This is a genomic window from Bradyrhizobium sp. 482_C4_N1_8 (assembly GCF_052075965.1).
GTDB lineage: Bacteria > Pseudomonadota > Alphaproteobacteria > Rhizobiales > Xanthobacteraceae > Bradyrhizobium > Bradyrhizobium barranii.
Genome location: NZ_CP197231.1, coordinates 7,133,814 through 7,154,565, shown reverse-complemented (window position 1 = coordinate 7,154,565; position 20,752 = coordinate 7,133,814). Strand labels below are relative to the sequence as shown.

The window sequence follows — 20,752 nt, the reverse complement described above, 5'->3', positions numbered from 1 at the left end:
AGCAGCGCGGCAATGGGGGTGATCTAGGTCGTGTACTCCTAAAGGCGAGTGGCCACCGCGCCGGGCCCCTCCCCATTTTGGGTGTACGGGACGAGCAGGTCCTCGTGTGCCATCGGAGATGGGCAATGACCATAAGAACCTTCTGCACACTTGCCGCAGCCATCTTTGCCCTCATCGCGCTTCTGCAGTTGATCCGGATTGTGATGGGTTGGTCCGTCACGTTGAATGGCGTCGATATACCGTTCTGGCCGAGCTGGATTGCCGTCATTGTGGCGGGCGCGTTGAGCTTCGTCGGCTTCCGCGCCGCCGTGCGCAGCTAAAGGTTGGCAGAGAGCCCGCGCCAATCTGTCGCCGGGTCGCGGAGCCGCTTCTCTACTCGCGGGCGCCGAGCCGTCGTGCTCTTCCGCGGTAGCGGTCTGGTGAACGTCTTTACAGGCGTCTCCGGTTGCTCAAATATCTTCTACGGTGGGTCAGGGTATCCTGGAGCCCCCCTCCACATCTGTCACAGATAGGGAGGCTTCTATGATCCTATTCAGGATAGTCTTCGCAGTAACCGCTATCTTGCTAAGCAGAGATGCATTTGCGGAGCCAGGGATGTGGATCGGGACAGCACCAGTTTGCTTTGCGTCGCCAGCAGACTGCACTGATCTGGGAATGACATACGTGAAGAGTGATACAAAAGGGGACGACGGTGGCAAATGCTGGACTGGAACGAAAGTGTATTGTTCAGGTTATCCCGCCCCTGAAATTGCATTCATGGGTTATGATGCTTGTGACGGTTTTCAATGTCATCGAACGATGTGCGGTTACAATCCAAGTCCAGGTCCGAGGGTAATCGCAAGTGAGTATTGGTACTTCTGTCCTGTCTGCGGCAGTGCAAATATTAGAAGGATCATAAGATTGAATAAAGTTCCTAACGCACAGATTGCGCGTGCCTGTCCTTGGCGATATTTCTAGGTTCGTGAGGCAGTGCGTAGGCGCATTCCGGCCCGAACCGTTCGCAGGATGGCCTGACCATTCCGCCTCGACGGCGGCGGCCTCGACCAGTTCGCCGCGCATCTTCGCGCCCTTGACCTCGGCAAGATTGCCTTCGCAACGCAACCCGGAAAACCGCCGGGGCAAATATCTTGAAAGGGGGCCGTTGCGCGGTCCCCCCATCCTTTTCCCTCTCTCAGAGGACCCCAGCCCCGACCTCTCTTAAGACAGTCTCTGGGGCGTGTCTGAGCGTTGCGCCCCCCTTGTGGAGGGACCGCCATCCTTCAGCGGTCAGACCTATGCCGCCGCATTCAACCGCGATACGCTTCATGGTGGCCATCGGAAATTCGGCTTCGATCCAGTAACGGGCCGGGCGATGCGCGGGGGCGAACTCAGATGATACGATTGCTCTTTGCCGCGCTGATAGTCAGCGTGATGACGGCGCCTGCAAGTGCAGCCGAAACCTACGTGTGCGTCGGCGAACAATCGACGGGCTTCAAGTTAACCGGATCGACTTGGGAACGGGCAGGCTTTCTCGCCAATGAGAAGTTTGTGATTTCGCAGGGCGAGACGCAGAACGACTACATAGTAAAGCAAACTGGGTCAGAAAAAATTGTTCATTACTGTCAACGCAAGGCATTGGCCCTTCCGGGAGGAACATTGGCTGACCCGGAAATGATCTGCGGCGGACTGGTATACAATTTTACTTTCAATTTTGACACGCTTCGTTTTCAGCAATTTCACGGCATCGGATATACTAGGGGCGACTTTCCCGGCAACACCCCGTACATCATGATCGGCAAGTGTACGAAGCTGTAACCGGACGGGCGGGCGCGCCAGCGTCGAGGGCCGCAGGAAGGCTCTACAGCCCGCCGCCAGCTCGGATTTAGCGAAGTTTTAGGAGTTTGGGCGCTATCGTTCGGGAGCTTGCGTGCTTTGGTCGCAATCGGTGTCTCGCAGCGCACTGGGCATGTCTCGTCCAACATGCATCGCAAAACAATCATCCATTGCTGAAGGGGGAACGCGATGTTCGCGCTCGAACCCGCCGCGATGCATGCTCTATCCGAGTTGTTCATCGCCTTAGCCGTCCTCGTTGGCTCTATTTGGCCGAATGGCGTTTTCAAGTAAGCGATTGGGGCGGGCAACAACAGCGTTGCCCGCTTCATACTAACCGGGTCGCAGCGCCGAACGGGCGAAGGCGGGGGATAATCGCATCCGTCTATTGCTCATCGCCCGCAATGAACTCTCTAGTGTGACCGACAATTGGGGGAGCGCGCGCACCATGTTCACGCTGATCGGCATTGGCATGATAGTCGTAGTGGCCTTCCTCGCGAACAGAGAGCAGCGCAAGGACACTGGCAGCACCGACGACTACATCCGACATACGCGGCAGGACATCAGAGCGGTGATGTGGCTGCTCGCAGCCGTAGTTGTTATGCTCGGCATCGTCGCCGACCGCATCCAATGATCGCGACGGCAGGTGACAGGATGTCGAGAGACCGCAGGGGACGCTCGTGGTGCGCGTCTGTCCCGTCGTCGCATTCGCCCGTAGACACATCTGAGCGCTCGTGGGAACGTCGCTGGTGGGCGTTCTGCCCGGTCGTGCATGCGATGATCCCGCCCCTTGAACGCACTATCGCCCGTCCCTGCGAACCCCTCGCGGGGGAACCCTGCGATGGGGACACTGTTGGGACACTACTTTTGGTTTCCCGTGCCCGATCAACAGGTTAGATAGAGCCTCATTCTCTCACAAGGGGAGAAGGAAGAAAGAGCGCAAAGAAATGGCCCCGCGAGGGGCCATTTCCATCATGCGTTACGCATTAATCCCAGTGGTGATGGTGACCGCGCTTGACCACGACGACCCGGTCGTGATGGTGCCAGCCGCGATGCCAGCCGTGGTCGCGATGCTCGCGCATTTCGGCGCGGGCGCCGTAGCCATGATGGTAGCCGTTCTTGATCACCACCGTTTCGGCATTCGCCATCGTCGGTGCAACGATCGCGAGCGCGCCGAGAGCCGCAACCACATAACCAAGCTTCTTCATGATGTCCTCCTCCAATGCAATGCACATGAGAACGGCGCATGTGTGCGAACGTTCCGGAGGAACTGGAAGAGAATTCTGAATGGATGTTCAGACAGACCATGATCCGGAAAAGTGTGAAGCGGTTTTCCAAACGATCATGCTCAAACGTGATGCTCAATCGCAGCGTTGCTGCGCTGGTGTCGGCGCGCCTGTCGCGACGTATTTGCCGTCCCTGATCGTGTACACACCGCGCTCGCTGCGATTGTAGATCGCGCGCAAGCTGCCATCCTTCGCCAGCAGCAGCCCGAACTCACGCGTCTGGTGCAGCGAGGGGAAGTACACCATCACATTGAGCAGGCCCTCGGCTTCGACCGTGGCGGACACAACTTCGTTCTCGTCCCTGGCCTCGCCGAAATCGCGCCGGTACATCACCCGGCCGTCCTTCCTGATCTCGTAAGTCAACAGCGAGCCCTTGTCGCGGTCCGGCCGCGCCGCGCAATCGACCGCCCATGAACCGAGCAGGCCCCATTGCTCGACCGTCGCCGCAAGCGTCTCGGCGCCCGCCGCTGGCGTGAACGCAATCCACAGCATCGCCGCCGCGATCCAGCAGCCTAGACAACGCTTCATGTCCTGAAAAACCCCGCCTCGAACAAGTCCAAGTGTAGCATCCCGCGCGCGATCGTCCATGCGAGCTGGCAATCGCGCGCGAATTTGATCCGCGTCAATGAGGCCGGTCGTATCAAGGGTAGGATGGCGCTCCCGAAGGCGAAGTTGGTGAGAGCGATGCTGAATCAAGTCGTGGATTTCGCGGGCGAGGTACTGCCGGGGAGCTGTGCCGTGCCGCCTTATTCCGAGACCGCGTTCCTGGCCGAGCTGGGCGAGCGCTTGAGGTCCTCGCGTGCGCGGTGCGAGCTGTCGCGCCGGGAGCTGGCACGCCGCTCCGGGATTTCCGAGCGCTACATCGCCCAGATCGAGGCCGGCAAGGGCAACGTCTCGATCGTGCTGCTGCTGCGGCTGGCCTCCGCGATCCACGGCAGCCAGCCTCAGGTGGCCTAGAGCGAGCCTTAGGCCCGCTTCTCCACGTTGGCGCTGCGGGCCGGCACGCCGAACTCCTTGCGGCAGACCTCGGCCAGCACGGCGACGCCCTCACGGATCTGCTGATGCGAGGGGCTCGCAAAGCACAGCCTGAGCCGCGAGCTGGAATGGGGCTTGTTGGTCGACCATTCCGGGCCCGGATTGATCGACACGCCGGCGGCGAGCGCGGCTTGATAGAGTTTTAGCGTATCGACCTGGTCGGGCAGCTTCACCCACAGGAAGATGCCGCCCTTGGGCTCCTCGAACTCGGCCGCCGTCCCGAACTGCTCGTTCAGCGCCTCCATCAGCGTATCGAGCTTGGTGCGCAGCGCCTTCGTCAACGCGGGCACGTGGGTCGAGAAATGCGGCTTGCAATAGGCGGCCAGCACCATCTGCTCCAGTGCGCCGGAGCCTGCATCCGTCTTCAGCGCCAGCATCCGCGACATCACATCCCAGGGCGCGACGATGAAGCCGACGCGCAGCGCCGGTGCGATCGATTTCGAGAACGAGCCGATATGGATCACGCCGCCGTTCGGGCTCATCGCGTGGATCGCCGGCGGTCGCTGCCCCGACCAGACGAGATCGGCGTAGCAATCGTCCTCGAAGATGGGCACGCCATATTCGGCCGCGAGCCGCACCAGTTCGGTGCGGCGGCTCTCCGGCATGATGCTGCCGGTCGGGTTCTGCACGGTCGGGATGGTGTAGATGTATTTCGGCCGGATGCCGCGGCTCTTCAAATCGGCCAGCGTCGAGGCCAGCACATCCATGCGCATGCCGTCCTTGTCGAGGGGGATACCGACGACGTTGACCCCGAGCCGCGCCAGTCGGGTCAACGAGCCCTGATAGCTGTCCTGCTCGAAGATCACGGTATCGCCGCGTGTCAGCAGCGTCGCGTTGACGAGGTCGAGCGCCTGGAGCGAGCCGGAGACGATCAGGAGATCGTCGACGGTGCAGTTGATGCCGGCGTCGCGCTTCAGTTTTGTCACCAGGAATTCGCGCAAGGGCAGGTAGCCCTGCGGCCCGTGCGCCAGGCCGTAGGTCGCGAGCGAGCGGCCTTCCTTTTGCAGGGCGGAATTGGTCGCCTCGATCAGGCCGTCGAGCGGCAACTGCTCGGAATCGTTGTTGCCGCCGACGAAACTGTACTTGGCGAGGCCCGTCCAGCGCGCGGAAGGGGCCGGCAGCCCTGCGGGAAACAGGGGCGCGAAATCGAAGCTGGACGTCATGGGGGCGTTCCTCGTTTTGTTCTTGTTGAGCGGCCGGCCTTGCGCCGGCGTGCCTTACTTCTTGCCGGCCGTCCTCGTCGGACGGCCCAGGCTGATGAAAGCGTAATGCGCATTGGCGACGCCGCCAACCATCAAGGCCTCGACCACTGGCTCGGCGATCTCGCCTGTTGCGGCCCAGTCGACAAGGAAATTGGCCCCGGTCCCCCCGCGCACATCGTCGGTCGGAATGAAGATCGAGACGGTGGCCAGAGGCTTCAGCGCCACCTGGCCCTTCAGGTAGGTCTCGACCTGCTTGCCTGCGGTGTCGAAATAGGCGATGCGTTTGACCACCAGCGGCTGGGTCTCGGAGGCGTTGTGAACGCTCAGCGTCACCGAGAAGTCGACACGTAGTTTGCCCTGGCTCATCGCGACGCTGGAATAGGCGGGCACATAGAACCCGCCGGAGACGGCGAGTTCCTCCTTCGGCAGTGTGGTGAGCGAATCGGCAAAGTTTTGTTCGATATTGACTTTGGATTGCGCGGCTGCGGGCGCGGCAGAGGCGAGGGGACATAGCAGCATTGCTGCGAAAAGCCCTGCTCGCATGTGACGAATTGCTCGCTTGCCGCGCCGCAACCTGGCCCTAGGGTGCGGCAAAACGGACCAATTTGGTATGCACGAACTCATTCGCGACATCACTCTCTGTATTCTGTTTGCCTGGATGCTGGGCCTGCTCGCCCATTTCTCCCGGCAGCCGCTGATCCTGGCCTACCTTATCGCCGGCTTCTGCATAGGTCCATTCGGTGCCGGCTGGGTCAAATCGCAGGAATCGATCAGCGTCATCTCCGAGCTCGGCCTGATCTTCATGCTGTTCATGATCGGGCTCGAGATCGACCTGAAGAAGATCGTGCGGGCGGGAAAGGTGATCCTGTTCGCGGCGGGCGGCCAGCTCATCGGCGGCTGCGTGCTCGGGGTGCTGTTCTTCGTTGGCATCGGCCTGTCGCTCGGCGGTGGGCATTTCGATGCGGTCTATCTCTGCGTCGCCTGCGCGCTGTCGAGCACCGTGATCATCGTCAAGGTGCTCTACGAGAAGCGCGAGCTCGACACGCTGCCCGGCCGCATCACGCTCGGTGTGCTGGTGCTCCAGGATATCTTCGCCATCCTGTTCCTGGCGGTGCAGCCGAGCCTCGCCAATCTCGAGGTCAGCGTCATCCTGCTGTCGATCGGCCGTGTCGCGGTGCTGGTCGCCGCCGCGCTGCTGGTCAGCCGCTACGTGCTGCCGCGCCTATTCCATCAGATTGCCCGCCGCCCCGAGCTGATCCTGCTTGGCGCGCTCGCCTGGTGCTTCCTCGTCGCCGAGACCGCGGAGCGGCTCTCACTCTCGCGCGAGATGGGTGCGCTGATCGCCGGCGTTTCGCTGTCGACCTTCCCTTACGCCCTCGACGTCACCGCCAAGGTCACCACGCTCCGCGACTTCTTCATCACGCTGTTCTTTGTCGCGCTCGGCATGACCATTCCCGTGCCGGGCCTCTCCGTGATCGGGCTTGCCTTGATGATCGCGGCGTTCACGGTGGTCAGCCGCCTCGTCACCACCTTCGCCCCGCTCTACCTGATGAAGCAGGGCCTGCGCGCCAGCCTGTTGCCGGCCCTTAACCTCGCGCAGATCTCCGAGTTCTCGCTGGTGGTGATCCAGACCGGCGTCGCCGACCATCATATCGCGGCCGAAACGGCGAATGCGGCCTCCTTTGCCTTCGTGGTGCTGGCGGTGCTCTCGACCTTCGTGATGACCCGCAGCGACGAGATCACCCGCTGGGCGATCGGCCCCCTGAAGCGGATCGGCCTGCGCGACCTCGACCATGGCAACGGCCACGCCGAGGAGGGGCACGAGGGCGGCCACGGCGAGGCCCGCCGCATCGTCATCCTCGGCTTTTTCCGTGCGGCGAGCGCGCTGCTGGCCGAGATCGAACGGCAGGCGCCGGTGCTGCTCGAGCAGATCACCGTGATCGACTTCAATCCCAATGTGTACAAGACGCTGCTATCGCGCGGCCTGCACGTGATCTATGGTGACATCAGCAGCGCCGACACGCTGCTCCATGCCGGCGTCGGCAAGTCCGAGATGATCATCCTCAGCGTGCCGGACGCCCTTCTCAAGGGCGCCAGCAACGAGAAGCTGGTCCGCCACGTCCGTACCCTCAACCCGACCGCCATGATCGTGGCCACGGCCGATCTTTTGTCGGATGTGAGCGAGCTCTACGCGGCCGGCGCCAGCTACGTCACGGTGACCCGGCTCAGCGACGCTCATGAGCTGTTTACCGTGATCGAAGCGGCCCAGGCTGGCCTGCTGGCCGACAAGCGGGCCGAGCTCGATGTCCGGCTCGGCGAGCGGCGCGAAGTGCTGCCCTGAAGGCGGCGCGGCCGCTTTCCGTCCGGGCCGTGTGCGCCTATATCCCTGGTATCTTCGGTGCAAGCCTTAGACCCGCGGGCCGGCCCGCCATCAGGCATATGCGGTTGCGTCCAGGACACTAGCGCTTGGGGCCAAGTCCGGCTAAGGCGTCCGGCTAAGCCTCCCGGCCATAACCGATAGAGATTGGGAAATGCCCGATAACGTTCAGGAAGTCTTGCAGGCCTTTGCCCGGGGTGAGCTCGTGGTCGTCACCGACGACGAGGACCGCGAGGGCGAGGGCGATCTGATCGTCGCCGCCTCGCTCTGCACCGCCGAGAAGATGGCGTTCATCATCCGCCATACCTCCGGCATCGTCTGCGCGCCGGTGACCACCGAGGACGCGCGCCGCCTCCGGCTCGATCCGATGGTGGCCCACAACGATTCCGCGCACACCACCGCATTCACGGTCTCGATCGACTACAAGCCCGACGGCGGCACCGGCATCTCGGCCGAAGAGCGCGCCTCGTGCTGCCGCGCGCTGTCCAATCCCAATGTCGGCGCCAACGATTTTGCCCGCCCGGGCCACATCTTCCCGCTGATTGCCAAGGACGGCGGCGTGCTCTTGCGCTCCGGCCATACCGAGGCCGCGGTCGATCTGTGCAAGCTCTCCGGCCTGCCGCCGGTCGGTGTCATCAGCGAGCTGATGAACGACGACGGCAGCGTGATGAAGGGCGAGCAGGTTGCGCAGTTCGCCGCCAGGCACAAGCTCAAGCATGTCACCATCGCCGACATGATCGCCTACCGCCAGGTGCGCGAGAAGCTGATCGAGCGGGTCTCGACCTTCGTCACCGACAGCCCGATCGGGCCGCTTCAGGGCTATGCCTACCGCTCGCCGTTCGATTCCATCGCCCACGTCGCGTTCGTCTATAACGGCGTCGGCGACGGCAAGAACGTGCTGACGCGCTTCCACAAGCCCAACATTGTCAAGGACATCTTCACCGGCCACAAGCGCATGGCGGCGGTGCTCGAGCACTTCAAGAAGTCCGGCCGTGGCGTCTTGGTTTACCTGCGTGACGGCGCCGCCGGTGTCCCCGTTGCTCCGCTGCCCGATGAGAGCGCGAGCGAGGCGGACCGCAACCGCCAGTGGCGCGAGGTCGGTGTCGGCGCGCAGATCCTGCGCGACCTCGGCGTCACCTCGATCCGCCACCTCACCTCTTCGGTGCACGACTACAAGGGCCTGTCAGGCTTCGGCATCGAGATCGTCGCCAACGAGCAGCTTGAAAGCTAGCGCTGTCATTCCGGGGGCGCGCGTTGCGCATCCCCGGGGTTCACGCAGAGCCATCCATCTGCAACGCAATTGCACTTGTTGCCGCGGCGCTTTACTTTGTCGGGCAAATTTTGACGGAACCAGACGAAAGGACGTTTCATGAGCGTGCGCCCTCAGACCAAGGACAAGCCGGCTGCGGCTTCTTTCCAATGGGACGATCCGTTCCTGCTCGACGAGCAGCTTACCGAAGACGAGCGCATGGTGCGCGACACCGCGCGCGCCTATGCCCAGGACAAGCTGCTGCCGCGCGTCACCAAGGCGTATCTCGAGGAGAAGACCGACCGCGAGATCTTCAACGAGATGGGCGAGCTCGGCCTGATCGGCATTACGCTGCCTGAGGAATATGGCTGTGCCAATGCGAGCTACGTCGCCTACGGCCTCGTCGCGCGCGAGATCGAGCGGGTCGATTCCGGCTATCGCTCGATGAACTCGGTGCAGTCCTCGCTGGTGATGTACCCGATCTACGCCTATGGCGACGAGAACCAGCGCAAGAAGTACCTGCCGAAGCTCGCCAGCGGCGAATGGGTCGGCTGCTTCGGTCTCACCGAGCCCGACGCCGGCTCCGATCCGGCCGGCATGAAGACCCGCGCCGAGAAGGTCTCGGATGGCTATCGCCTGACCGGCAGCAAGATGTGGATCTCGAACGCGCCGATCGCCGACGTGTTCGTGGTCTGGGCCAAGTCGGCCGAGCACGACAACCAGATCCGCGGCTTCGTGCTGGAAAAGGGCATGAAGGGCCTCTCCGCGCCGAAGATCGGCGGCAAGCTGTCCCTGCGCGCCTCGATCACCGGTGAGGTCGTGATGGATGGCGTCGTGGTTCCCGAGGACGCGCTGCTGCCCAACGTGTCCGGCCTCAAGGGCCCGTTCGGCTGCCTCAACCGCGCCCGCTACGGTATCTCCTGGGGTGCGCTCGGCGCCGCCGAGGACTGTATGCACCGCGCCCGCCAGTACACGCTCGATCGCAAGCAGTTCGGCAAGCCGCTCGCCGCGACCCAGCTCGTGCAGAAGAAGCTGGCGGACATGGAAACCGAGATCGCGCTGGGCCTCCAGGGTTCGCTTCGCGTCGGCCGTCTGATGGACGAGGGCAAGTTTGCCCCCGAGATGATCTCGATCATGAAGCGCAACAATTGCGGCAAGGCCCTCGATATCGCCCGCGTCGCGCGAGACATGCACGGTGGCAACGGCATCTCGGCCGAGTACCACGTGATGCGCCACGTCCATAACCTCGAGACCGTCAACACGTACGAGGGGACTCACGACGTCCACGCCCTGATCCTGGGACGTGCGATCACGGGCATCCAGGCGTTTTTCTAGTCGCAGCGTTCTTCGGCCGCGGCTAGTTTGCTCCGCTGTCATCGCCCGCCCTGTGCGCAATTGCGCACTAGAGCGGGCGATCCAGTATCCCAGAGACCTCGCCTTCGCCTCAGGCGCCGCGGCGTACTGGATACCCGCTTTCGCGGGGTATGACGGTGAGGGTTGGGGCTGCAGTGCACAGGAAGTCCCATGTCCGACAACGACGACATCCCGTTCAACCGCAACTTTCCGCTCAAAGCCGGTGTCGTCGAGGAAGTCCGTCCCGGCGTGCGGCGCGTGCTCTGTAACAATCCGAGCCCGTTCACCTTCACCGGCACGGTCAGCTACATCGTAGGCCAAGGCAACGTCGCGATCATCGATCCCGGCCCGGACGATGAGGCGCATGCGGCGGCGCTGCTCGATGCCGTGCGCGGCGAGACGGTGAGCCATATCTTCGTCACCCACACCCATCGCGACCATTCGCCGAACACGGCACGGATCAAGCAGGCGACCGGCGCGCCTGTCTATGCCGAGGGCCCGCACCGTGCCTCGCGACCGCGCTTCGAGAGCGAGAAGCACAATCCGGAGTCCGGCGCCGACCGCGATTTCGCGCCCGATATCAGGATCGCCCATGGCGACGTCGTCGAAGGCGACGGCTGGCGTCTGGAGGCCGTGGCGACGCCCGGCCACACCGCCAATCATCTCGCCTTCGCCTGGCCCGAACGGAAATTCAACTTCGTCGGCGATCACGTGATGGGCTGGTCGACCTCGATCGTGGCGCCGCCCGACGGCTCGATGATCGACTACATGGAGTCGCTCGACCGCCTCGCCGGGCGCGAGGAGGATCTGTATTTCTCAGGCCACGGCCCGGAGATCCCGGACGGCCAGCGCTTCGTGCGCTTCCTGATCCGCCACCGCAAGGCGCGCGAGGCCTCGATCCTGCATCGCCTAGCCAAGGGCGAGGCCGATATCCCGACCATGGTGCGCGCGATCTATATCGGTATCGATCCCAGGCTGACGACGGCCGCCGGCTATTCGGTCCTGGCGCATCTGGAAGATCTGGTCGCGCGCGGCGTGGTGACGACGGACGGCGATCCCGTGATCGGTGGAACGTATCGAATGGCTTAGGGGCGAATGGCGAATAGGGAGCAGCGAATAGGTGCTTTCCACTCGCTATTTGCTACTCCCCATTCGCCGATCTCATTTCTTCACCGTCTTCGCCGGTGCCTTCGGCGGCGCGACCGGCGTCTTCTTCACCGGTTTCAGCGCGTCGGCGTCGGCGGCGGTGTTGAGATCGTCGATGAATTTTTTGACGCGCGCGGCGTTGCTGCCGAGATCACTGTCGAAATAGCGCGACGCCGAGCGGATATCGACGCGGGAATCGTCACCGTCGGGCACGACCCGGATCGAGATGTCCTCGCGGAACCCCATGATCGGCGTCCGTGCCACCGCCTCGATGCGACCGATACGGCGCGGCGGCTGCGGCTCGCGCTCGTCGATGACGAGCCATTTGCGCTTGATGACGAGCTGGCGCGCGATCGCATAGGCCCGATCGACGGGGATCTCCAGCTCGATCGGCTCGATGTCCGGGTAGAACTGGCGCTGCTGCTCGGCCGAATAGAGGCCGGCATAGACCGCGGTGTTGGTGCCATCGCCGGTGCGCAGATGCGCGAGCGCGTCGAAGCGCGGCGGGTCGATCGGGTTGGTCGTGATGTCGTAGATCGGGGGCAGCTTGCGGTATTGCAGGGCGAGATAAGCGGGATAAGCGAGGATCGCGCCGTTGATGAGGAAGGCGAGCAGGATGCGCCCCATGCCGCGCGAGCCGTTCTGCCAGATCGCGGCAAAGCCCGCGAGCCCAAACAGGATCGAGAGGCCGGCGATCGCGAGCCCGCCGAAGAACGTCATCAGCGCCGGCCTCATCTCCAGGAAGTCGAAGCGGACGATGATGATCGAGACCACCACCGCCACCACCGCGAACACGGCCAGATTGCGCGCCCAACTCGCGAGGCTGGACACGGGCTCCGACTGATAGGGAGCGGAAAACCTGCGGGCCATAGGGTGAAGCTCTGCCGGGGGTTTGGGCGATGTCGGCCGATTTGGCGCGACGATGGGCCGTTGAGACCACGGCCCGGAGGCAAATTCAAGGGTTCCGCATGCGCCCAGACCGTCATGCCCGGGCATAGCCGTCCGAAGGACGGCGTCGCTTCCGCTCGCCTATGCCCGGGCATCCACGTTCTCCGTGCCGCGGGGCAAGGCGTGGATGGCCGGGACAAGCCCGGCCATGACGTTGTGGGGCTTCAATGCGTCGAGCGCTCACGCCCTCCAGGGGAGGGTGGTACCGAGGGTTACGCCGCCGCGTTCGGGAAACGGTAATCCTTGAACTGGTCGCGTAGTGCGGTCTTCAGGATCTTGCCGGTCGCGGTGTGCGGAATGCCTTCGACGAAGGCGACGTCGTCAGGCATCCACCATTTGGCGATCTTGCCGTCCATGAACTTCAGGATGTCCTCGCGGCTGGCCTGCTGGCCCTGCTTGAGCTGCACGATCAGCAGCGGCCGCTCGTCCCATTTGGGATGATAGATGCCGATCACGGCGGCCTCCGCCACGGCGGGATGGCCGACCGCGAGGTTTTCGAGGTCGATCGAGGAGATCCACTCGCCGCCGGACTTGATCACGTCCTTGGAGCGGTCGGTGATCCGCATGTAGCCGGCCTCGTCGATGGTCGCGACGTCACCGGTGTCGAAGAAGCCCTCCTCGTCGAGGATGTTGCTGTCGACGCGGTAATAGGCCTTGGCGACGGCGGGGCCGGAGACCTTGAGACGGCCGAAGGTCTTGCCGTCCCAGGGCAGCTCCTTGCCGGCATCGTCGGTGATCTTCATCTCCACCGCAAAGGGCGCATAGCCCTGCATCTGCAGCACGTCGAGCCGCGCCTCACCGGTCGCATTCTGGAACGGCGGCTTCAGCGCCGCGACGCTGCCGATCGGGCTCATCTCGGTCATGCCCCAGGCGTGGCGCACGTTCGAGCCCATGTCGAGGAAGGCCTTGATCATCGAGCGCGGCATCGCCGAGCCGCCGCAGATCACCATCTTCAGAGCCGGCAGCTTCAGATTGTTGGCGGCCATGTGCTGCAGCAGCATCAGCCACACCGTGGGCACGCCCGCCGTGTGCGTCACCTTCTCGGTCGAGAGCAGCTCGTAGACGGAGGCGCCGTCGAGCTTGGCGCCGGGCATGACCAGCTTGGTGCCTTGCGAGGGGGCCGAGAAGGCGATGCCCCAGCTATTGGCATGGAACAGCGGCACCACCGGCAGCATTGTCTCGGACGCGCTGGTGCCGAGCGCATCGACATTGTTTGCCATCAGCGCGTGCAGCACGTTGGAGCGATGCGAATACAGAACACCCTTCGGATCGCCCGTGGTGCCGGATGTGTAGCACATCGCGGCGGCCGTGTTCTCGTCAAAGTCCTTCCATTCGAATTTGCCGTCGGCCTCCGCGATCCAGTCCTCGTAGGCGACCACATTCTTCAGCGTGGTCTCAGGCAAATGCGCCTTGTCGGTGAGCACGACGTAGCGTTCGACGCTTGGCAGCTTGTCGGCGATCTTCTCCAGGACCGGAACGAAGGTGAGGTCGGTCATCACGATGCGGTCCTGCGCATGGTTGATGATCCAGGCGATCTGCTCGGGGAAAAGGCGGGGATTGACGGTATGGCAGATGGCGCCGATCCCCATGATGCCGTACCAGACCTCGAGATGGCGCCAGGTGTTCCAGGCGATCGTTGCGACCCGGTCACCGAGCTTGATGCCGTCTCGCTCCAGCACCTGCGAGACCTTGAGCGCCCGCTTGTGGATTTCGCCGTAGGTGGTGCGATGGATCGGTCCCTCGACCGATCGCGTAACGACCTCCTGCTTGCCATGAATCTTGGCGGCGTGTTCGATGATCCGGTGGCAGAGCAGGGGCCAATCTTGCATCAAACCAAGCATTCAGACATTCCTCCGAGGTGGGCTGGACTTTTTATAGCTCTCAGCGCTGGGCCAAAGAATTGTCATGAGTTTTAGCCTGCCGGACTTTCGCCGCAAATGGTCTTGTCGCGGCTATATGTCCGCAGGCGCGGCAATGGTTACCGCTGCGCTCGGGCTGTCGCTTGTGCTGGCGGAGCGGGCAGAAGCACGAAAATATGCTGCGCCGCTGGATATCTTTGGCCTCGGGACACCACGGCCACGTACGAAGGTGCACTCCGCCAGGATACCGCTACCAAAGCCCCGTCCGGAGGAGGCCCCCCAAGCAACGGACGAGGCCGCGCCGGAGGCAGAGGGGAAGCCTTCCGCAGACAAGCCGAGCGCGACCAAGCCCGCCGAGGCCGCGCCGCCGCCCGAGAAGCAACTCTCGGCCTGCCGGCTCGCCTTGACCGAGGAGATCGCAGTCGCGCCGTCCATTCCCGATATTCGCGGCCCCGGCGCCTGCGGCGGCGAGGATCTGGTGCGCCTGGAGGCGATCGTGCTGCCGGACAAGCGCAAGGTGGCGGTCAAGCCGGCGGCGATCCTCCGCTGCACCATGGCGTCCGCGATCGCCGATTGGGTGCGCAAGGACATGGTGCCGCTGGCGGCGAGCCTCGGCTCGACCATCAGCGATCTCGACAATTTCGACAGCTTCGAATGCCGAGGCCGTAACCGCGTCGCCGGCGCGATGCTGTCCGAACACGGCAAGGCCAACGCGCTCGACGTCCGCGCCATCAAGCTCGCCAACGGGCGGTCGATCGGCCTGACCGACCGCGGCATGCCGCGCGATGTGCGCGAGCGCGTGCTGCATTCAGTCTGCGCGCGCTTTTCCACCGTGCTCGGTCCGGGCTCGGACTGGTATCACGAGGACCACATCCATCTCGACCTGGCGCAACGGCGCAACGACTACCGGATTTGTCAGTGGAACGTCTGGGATCCCCTGCCGCAGGTCGCCCCGTTGCTGCCGGCGGGACGGCCCGAGGAGGCGCCGCCGCGCGAGGTCGCGGCCAGGCCTGAGGCCAAGGATGGAGCCAAGGACGGAGCTGATGACGAGCCGGCGCAGAAATCCCCTGCGCCGGCGGACAAGTCGGCCGCCGATGGCACCAAAGCCGAGCCGCACAAGCCGGCAACAAAAAAGCGCCGGTAAAACCGGCGCTTTTGAATGTCCGAGAGCAGGAAGCGATCAGTAGCTGCCCGCCTGGCCCGTCTGGCTGCCGCCGAGCGCGAGGCGCGAATTGTAGGGCGAGTCGCCATGCTTCGGCTCGAGCACCACGACGATGGTGCCGACCTTGACGCGGCCATAGAGGTCGATGGCATCCTCGTTGGTCAGGCGGATGCAGCCCGACGAGATCGAGGCGCCGATATATTCCGGCTGGTTGGTGCCGTGAATGCGGAACAGCGTGTCCTTGCCGCCGGAGTAGAGATACATCGCGCGGGAGCCCATCGGATTGTCCGGACCCGGTGCAACGTAGGTCGGCACGCCCAGTCGCGAAATCTCGCCCGGGGTTGGATGCCAGGCCGGCCACTCGGTCATGCTGCCAACCTTGGCAATGCCCGACCATGCCATGGCTTCTTCGCCGACGGTAATGCCGTAGCGGATCGCCTTGCCGCCATCCATCACCCAGTAGAGGTAATGGTTGTCGGAATCGACCACGATCGAGCCCGGCGATTCCTTGCGGTGGTAATCGACGATGGCGCGGCGGAACGGCTCGGCGACCGGGGTGTTCTCGTACCGGACCTTGGCGAGGAGTTCCTTGTCCTTCGGCTTGAAGGCCTTGGTGTCGGTCGCTTCAAAATGTGTGGCCTGCATGCAGCCCGACAGCATCAGGCCAGCGGCCAAAATACCCAGCATAACTTTCAGCGACGACATGATTTGGTTCCAATCGACAACAACTAGCTTTCGCGGGGCTTGAGACGCGCCCAAACCACGACTCCGTTGGGCCCTATTATCGTTGAAATCTGCCACAATTCCAGCGTTTCGGACCTTTTCCCGCGCTGCAAGAGCCGAGCTGTGGCTTTTTTGCCGCAAGTTTTGCGCTCCTGTGCTGGTTTTTAGGCAAAGCACGCCCGACTGTCGATTCCGTGCCACGGTTGGGCCACGGCGCCGCCACAAATGCAAACGCTCCGTTAATGTGCTTGTCATCATGAACTTGTCAGAATCGCGCTAAGGGCTGTCAGTCTGTCGCAGGCCCCTGCTGGAGTTGTGCATGTTTTCTGTGTTCGTTCCCACCGACTCCTCCCTCAAGAAAGCGGTTGTCGAAGACCTCGCGGCGGTTCCAGAGCATGCGGTGTGGATCGACCTGGTCAACCCGACCGCGGCTGAGGACAAGGCGGTGGAGCGGCTCTCCGGTATTGCGATCCCGACCCGGGAGGACATGCAGGAGATCGAGATCTCCAGCCGCCTCTATATCGAGAACAGCGCCCGCTACATGACGGCAACGCTGATGTGCCAGTCCGACACCGACATGCCCCGGACCACGGCTGTGACCTTCATTCTCGGCGACCATCGCCTGGTGACGGTGCGCTACGACCAGCCCAAGCCGTTTGCGCTGGTCGAGGCCAAGCTGGCCCGTTCCTGCACGCCCGCGATCACCGGCGAGATGGTGCTGATGGAACTGCTGGACGCCGTGATCGACCGCTGCGCCGACATCCTGGAGCGCTGCGGCGCGGAGATCGACCAGGTCTCGCACGACATCTTCGAGCCCGAGAGCGAGCGCCACGGCCACGCCAAGCAATATTCCCAGATCCTGATCTCGATCGGCCGCAAGGGCGACCTGACCTCGAAGGTTCGCGAAAGCCTGGTGTCGATCGGCCGCGTCGTCACCTTCCTCTCCGCGGTGGTGGAGGGCGTGAAATGGTCGAAGGACATGCGCGAGCAGCTCAAGACCATGCAGCGCGACGTCGCCTCGCTGACCGACCACGCCTCTTATCTCTCCAGCAAGATCACCTTCGTGCTCGACGCCATGCTCGGCGTCGTCAATCTCGAGCAGAACAACATCATCAAGCTGTTTTCGGTCATGGCCGTTGTCCTGATGCCGCCGACGCTGATCGCCTCGATCTACGGCATGAATTTCAAGGCGATGCCGGAACTCGAATGGGTCCACGGCTATCCGATGGCGCTGGTGATGATGCTCGCCGCCGCGATCGTCCCGTACTGGCTCTTCAAGTGGAAGAAGTGGCTTTGATACCTACCGAGACCTTACGCTGTTCAACGAGACACGATGGTTGGTGTCGCAGAATAGAGCGGGATTGAGGCCGCGCCGTGATGTGTGCCCGCCGCCCCAATTCCTCCGGTAAAATTTGAGCAGTGGGCTGAACGTTTGCGCGAAACTTGTCTGCGATAAGCAGCATGTTAGCCGCGAGGAACAGCCATGGTTGAAAAACACATAACGTCGCCCCGCAACGTCATCGATCTGGCGAATTACCGTCAGGTCCTGGCGAGCGGCAAGGCGTCGTCGATGTCGGCGCGCATGTGCCGGCACTGTGGTGCTCCGCTGCTCGACGGTGAGAACGACGACGACTGCTCGACTGCGTTCAGCACGGCCGCTCCGCGGCTGCGCGATCGGTCGCGTCGGATTCGAGTCGATTGAGGAACGGAAGGGTAAAGGCGATCCAGGTCCTGCGGCGGCGTTGTCTGGATCGCCTTGCTTCCCGCGCTTCGAGCGGGAAAATCATCTAGCGCTTCACGATCTGGGCCGTCGAGACGACGGTCTCGGCGATAGCACCGTCGCGACTGAAGGGAGCGAGATGCTGCCCGACATCGCGCAGCATCGCGTCGGCATTTTCGCCAAGCGCTTCCGGCGATGACGACGAGTAGGTGAGGGTGCGTTTCGCCAGGTCGTGCAGGCCGACCAGATGGCTGGTCTCGATTGAGACGAGTTCAGCGGGCTGAAACGAACTGCCGCGAAAGAATGCTGGGAGGTCGCGGTGAGTCCGCGTGCCCCGACCGGCCTCCTCCCACAGCTTGGCCGGTGACCATCGGCGGCGCGCTTCATTGTAGCCGTCAAGCCACGGGTTGCGGCCGTCGGTGGCCGAGAATGAGGCGCAGATGGCAATTGCGCCGTCGTGCGCGACGAGCCGGTCGAGCAGTGCAAGCGTCAGGTCGCGATCCATCCAATGCAGGGCGCGCCCGATCGTCACGACATCGAAGCTGCCGATGTCGGGAGCCAGCGTTTCGGCCTTGCCTTCGATCAGCGTGATATTCCGCCCTGCGCCCGCTGCGGCGCGTCGCGCCGCCTCGATCATCTCGGGCTCGGGATCGACGCCGACAACGCGGCCGACATAGGGGCCGAAGCCGAGCGCCAAGAGTCCGGGTCCGGTGCCGAGGTCTATCAGGCTGCTCTGTTTGGTGAGACCAAGCTTGTGCGCGACGCTGCGAAAGAATTCGCTCGGGTAGGGCGGCCGCAAATGCTCGTAGAGTGACGCAGTGCTCGCGAACCGGCCCATGCTTCGCCTGCGTGGCCTTTACACGTGCTGGCCGCCGTTGATGTGGATCTCGGCGCCGTTGACGTAAGAGCTGGTGTCCGTGCACAGCACGTAGATGATCTTGGCGACCTCGTCGGGCGTGCCGAGCCGGTGCATCGGGATCTGCTGGTCGACGATCTTCTCGGTGCCCGGCGACAGGATCGAGGTGTCGATCTCGCCCGGCGCGATCGCGTTGACGCGGACGCCGACGCGGCCGAAATCGGAGGCCATTTCGCGCGTCAGGGATGCAAGCGCAGCTTTCGATGTGGCATAGGCGGCGCCCGCAAAGGGATGCACGCGCGAGCCCGCGATCGAGGTGACGTTCACGACCGAGCCCCTGGCCGCCTTCAACTCCTCGATCAATCCCCGCGCGATCATGATCGGCGCAAAGAAATTGACGTGGAAGACGTGCGTCCAGGTGTCGAGGTCGGTGTCGACCGAGCCAAGCCGCGAGCCACCCGGCCCCTTCGGCGAGATCGCGGCGTTGTTGACGAGCGCATGCAGCATGCCGCCTTCGAGCCGGTTGCGGATGTCGGTGATCGCGCGCGCGGTGTCCAGGGGGTTGCCGAGGTCGACCTGGATGTGATCCTCGGGGCCGGCGTCCCACGGACAGTCCTCGGGGAAGGGATGCCGCGAGCAGGTGATGACGCGCCAGCCCGCCGACGAGAAGCGGATCACTGTGGCGTGGCCGATGCCGCGGCTCGCTCCGGTCAGGAGCAGCGTGCGGCGCGGCGCATTGGACGAATGCGGCATGGACATCTTTCAGGTCGGCCTAAGCTCAGGGATACATCCGCGTCTTGGACCATGGCTGGCCGGCCGCGTCACGGCGAAATTCGATACGGTCGTGCAGGCGGAACGGGCGGTCGTGCCAGAACTCGATACGCGAGGGCGTGATGCGCCAGCCGCTCCAGCCCGGCGGCCGCGGCACCTCGCCGATGATGTGCTTGGCCGCGACTTTGGCGATGGCTTGTTCGAAGGCGAAGCGGCTTTCCAGCGCCTCGGACTGCTTGCTCGCCCAGGCGCCGATCTGCGCCTGCTTGGGACGGGTGGCGAAGTAAGCGTCGGCCTCGGCGTCGGTCACCGGCGTCACGTTGCCGCGGATGCGGACCTGACGGCGCAGTGACTTCCAGTGAAAAAGTAACGCCGCCTTAGGATTTGCGGCGAGTTCGCGGCCCTTCTGGCTCGCGATGTGGCTGTAGAAGACGAAACCGTCGGCATCGAAGCCCTTCATCAGCACCATGCGGACGTCTGGCAGCCCGTCGGGGTCGACGGTTGCGAGCGCCATGGCGTTCGGATCGTTCGGCTCAGTCTTGATCGCCTCGTTCAGCCAGGCCTCGAACAGCGCAAATGGCTCGTCGGCGGCGGTGAAATCACCGGATGTTAAGGGTGTCTGGTGTTTCATCGAGGTCGTGTCGGTCATGTCCGGAGTCCGAATTGCGTCCAGCGGCCCAAAACGCGTTGTTGTCCGCTACCGCCCTATATAGGGCATGGGGACGCGTTGGCCTATCGGCGATCCGGCCGTCCGGCTTTGTCATGACAATGATTCTGATCGGGCTCGGCTCCGGCGGCTGCAGCTTTTCCCGCAACGACACCAGCGCCTACGCCAAGGCCGACGACAGTGACCTGACCGGCTCGATCGCGCGGGCGGCAAAGGACGCCCCGCCGACCGACACCGATCTTGCCTTCGCCCGTAACGCCGCCTCCGACGTGCTGAGCAAGGGCGACAAGGATTCCAGCCAGCACTGGGAGAATCCGGAAACCGGTGCGCGTGGTTCGGTGACGCCGATCGCGCAGTCCTACGCTGCCGAGGACGGCCGCAAGTGCCGGGACTTCCTGGCGAGCTACGTCAATGGCAGCACCGAAAGCTGGCTCCAGGGCGCCGGCTGCCAAAGCAGCCGTGGCCGTTGGGAGATTCATACGCTAAAGCCGTGGCGGAGCTAGGAATCGGCTCTGCGGCTAGTTGCAAAAATGCCACTCGCCTCCCACATGACGAGCAGATGGGGCGGGGAGCCCTTTGAACAATTCGA

21 protein-coding genes are annotated in these 20,752 nt (G+C 63.5%); 11 read left to right on the top strand and 10 right to left on the bottom strand.

Translation table 11 applies throughout. The features are described 5' to 3' along the window. Positions 1–125 precede the first annotated feature (125 nt). From AB7Z56_RS33875 to AB7Z56_RS33865, 3 genes are all read left to right on the top strand, one after another. The gene (locus AB7Z56_RS33875; protein ID WP_283017815.1) at positions 126–320 is read left to right on the top strand and encodes a hypothetical protein; all 195 of its coding nucleotides are present in this window, start codon (positions 126–128) and stop codon (positions 318–320) included. A gap of 1,051 nt (positions 321–1,371) precedes the next feature. Next, on the top strand, positions 1,372–1,794 hold the full coding sequence (locus AB7Z56_RS33870; protein WP_283017816.1) for a hypothetical protein: 423 nt from the start codon (positions 1,372–1,374) through the stop codon (positions 1,792–1,794). 463 nt (positions 1,795–2,257) lie between these two features. Beyond that, positions 2,258–2,443 carry a hypothetical protein gene (locus AB7Z56_RS33865; protein WP_283017817.1) on the top strand — a complete coding sequence of 62 codons (186 nt, stop codon included), beginning with the start codon at positions 2,258–2,260 and terminating at the stop codon, positions 2,441–2,443. 352 nt (positions 2,444–2,795) lie between these two features. Here AB7Z56_RS33865 and AB7Z56_RS33860 read toward each other — a convergent pair whose 3' ends face one another. Next, positions 2,796–3,017: a hypothetical protein gene (locus AB7Z56_RS33860; RefSeq protein ID WP_063986595.1), complete on the bottom strand. Its 222-nt coding sequence runs from the start codon at positions 3,015–3,017 to the stop codon at positions 2,796–2,798. A gap of 153 nt (positions 3,018–3,170) precedes the next feature. Next, the gene (locus tag AB7Z56_RS33855; protein WP_063984942.1) at positions 3,171–3,623 is read right to left on the bottom strand and encodes a hypothetical protein; all 453 of its coding nucleotides are present in this window, start codon (positions 3,621–3,623) and stop codon (positions 3,171–3,173) included. A 156-nt stretch (positions 3,624–3,779) separates the two neighbouring features. Here AB7Z56_RS33855 and AB7Z56_RS33850 point away from each other — a divergent pair, with 156 nt between their 5' ends. Next, on the top strand, positions 3,780–4,052 hold the full coding sequence (locus AB7Z56_RS33850; protein WP_014497240.1) for a helix-turn-helix domain-containing protein: 273 nt from the start codon (positions 3,780–3,782) through the stop codon (positions 4,050–4,052). Positions 4,053–4,060: 8 nt separating this feature from the next. Here AB7Z56_RS33850 and AB7Z56_RS33845 read toward each other — a convergent pair whose 3' ends face one another. Together AB7Z56_RS33845 and AB7Z56_RS33840 are read right to left on the bottom strand one after the other, a co-directional pair. Next, the gene (locus AB7Z56_RS33845; RefSeq protein ID WP_063984941.1) at positions 4,061–5,293 is read right to left on the bottom strand and encodes an aminotransferase-like domain-containing protein; all 1,233 of its coding nucleotides are present in this window, start codon (positions 5,291–5,293) and stop codon (positions 4,061–4,063) included. Positions 5,294–5,347: 54 nt separating this feature from the next. Further along, complete coding sequence (locus tag AB7Z56_RS33840; RefSeq protein WP_063984940.1) at positions 5,348–5,875, bottom strand: DUF3124 domain-containing protein; 528 nt, start codon at positions 5,873–5,875, stop codon at positions 5,348–5,350. Between the two features lie 67 nt (positions 5,876–5,942). Here AB7Z56_RS33840 and AB7Z56_RS33835 point away from each other — a divergent pair, with 67 nt between their 5' ends. The 4 genes from AB7Z56_RS33835 (at position 5,943) to AB7Z56_RS33820 (ending at position 11,400) form a co-directional block, all read left to right on the top strand. Then, the gene (locus tag AB7Z56_RS33835; RefSeq protein WP_063984939.1) at positions 5,943–7,673 is read left to right on the top strand and encodes a cation:proton antiporter; all 1,731 of its coding nucleotides are present in this window, start codon (positions 5,943–5,945) and stop codon (positions 7,671–7,673) included. 190 nt (positions 7,674–7,863) lie between these two features. Next, the gene (gene ribB, locus AB7Z56_RS33830; protein WP_063984938.1) at positions 7,864–8,940 is read left to right on the top strand and encodes a 3,4-dihydroxy-2-butanone-4-phosphate synthase; all 1,077 of its coding nucleotides are present in this window, start codon (positions 7,864–7,866) and stop codon (positions 8,938–8,940) included. Between the two features lie 138 nt (positions 8,941–9,078). Beyond that, entirely contained in the window at positions 9,079–10,293 is a 1,215-nt protein-coding gene (locus AB7Z56_RS33825; protein WP_028148218.1) for an acyl-CoA dehydrogenase, read from the top strand. Positions 10,294–10,482: 189 nt separating this feature from the next. Beyond that, positions 10,483–11,400, top strand: coding sequence for an MBL fold metallo-hydrolase (locus AB7Z56_RS33820; RefSeq protein ID WP_063984937.1), 918 nt, complete (start codon positions 10,483–10,485; stop codon positions 11,398–11,400). A 72-nt stretch (positions 11,401–11,472) separates the two neighbouring features. Here AB7Z56_RS33820 and AB7Z56_RS33815 read toward each other — a convergent pair whose 3' ends face one another. Beyond that, on the bottom strand, positions 11,473–12,327 hold the full coding sequence (locus AB7Z56_RS33815; RefSeq protein WP_063984936.1) for a DUF1499 domain-containing protein: 855 nt from the start codon (positions 12,325–12,327) through the stop codon (positions 11,473–11,475). Between the two features lie 290 nt (positions 12,328–12,617). Further along, the gene (locus AB7Z56_RS33810; protein ID WP_063984935.1) at positions 12,618–14,246 is read right to left on the bottom strand and encodes a fatty-acid--CoA ligase; all 1,629 of its coding nucleotides are present in this window, start codon (positions 14,244–14,246) and stop codon (positions 12,618–12,620) included. Positions 14,247–14,310: 64 nt separating this feature from the next. On the opposite strand from AB7Z56_RS33810, the gene AB7Z56_RS33805 reads away from it, so the two are divergent. After that, entirely contained in the window at positions 14,311–15,408 is a 1,098-nt protein-coding gene (locus AB7Z56_RS33805; protein ID WP_063984934.1) for an extensin family protein, read from the top strand. Between the two features lie 36 nt (positions 15,409–15,444). On the opposite strand, the gene AB7Z56_RS33800 is transcribed toward AB7Z56_RS33805, so the two are convergent. Beyond that, positions 15,445–16,131 (bottom strand): L,D-transpeptidase, encoded by a 687-nt coding sequence (locus tag AB7Z56_RS33800; RefSeq protein ID WP_063984933.1) that lies wholly within the window; start codon positions 16,129–16,131, stop codon positions 15,445–15,447. 337 nt (positions 16,132–16,468) lie between these two features. Here AB7Z56_RS33800 and AB7Z56_RS33795 point away from each other — a divergent pair, with 337 nt between their 5' ends. Further along, complete coding sequence (locus AB7Z56_RS33795) at positions 16,469–17,446, top strand: magnesium transporter CorA family protein (RefSeq protein WP_063984932.1); 978 nt, start codon at positions 16,469–16,471, stop codon at positions 17,444–17,446. A 490-nt stretch (positions 17,447–17,936) separates the two neighbouring features. Here the strand turns inward: AB7Z56_RS33795 and AB7Z56_RS33790 are convergent, their stop codons facing one another. From AB7Z56_RS33790 to pdxH, 3 genes are read right to left on the bottom strand one after another with little or no spacing between them, the layout of a single operon-like run. Next, on the bottom strand, positions 17,937–18,707 hold the full coding sequence (locus tag AB7Z56_RS33790) for a class I SAM-dependent methyltransferase (protein WP_231144375.1): 771 nt from the start codon (positions 18,705–18,707) through the stop codon (positions 17,937–17,939). Positions 18,708–18,725: 18 nt separating this feature from the next. Continuing rightward, positions 18,726–19,478, bottom strand: a complete 753-nt coding sequence (locus tag AB7Z56_RS33785; RefSeq protein WP_063984930.1) for an SDR family NAD(P)-dependent oxidoreductase — start codon at positions 19,476–19,478, stop codon at positions 18,726–18,728. A 25-nt stretch (positions 19,479–19,503) separates the two neighbouring features. Next, positions 19,504–20,145 (bottom strand): pyridoxamine 5'-phosphate oxidase, encoded by a 642-nt coding sequence (pdxH, locus tag AB7Z56_RS33780; protein ID WP_063984929.1) that lies wholly within the window; start codon positions 20,143–20,145, stop codon positions 19,504–19,506. Between the two features lie 113 nt (positions 20,146–20,258). Between pdxH and AB7Z56_RS33775 the strand changes: the two genes are divergently transcribed. After that, complete coding sequence (locus AB7Z56_RS33775) at positions 20,259–20,666, top strand: RT0821/Lpp0805 family surface protein (protein WP_063984928.1); 408 nt, start codon at positions 20,259–20,261, stop codon at positions 20,664–20,666. Positions 20,667–20,752 lie beyond the last annotated feature (86 nt).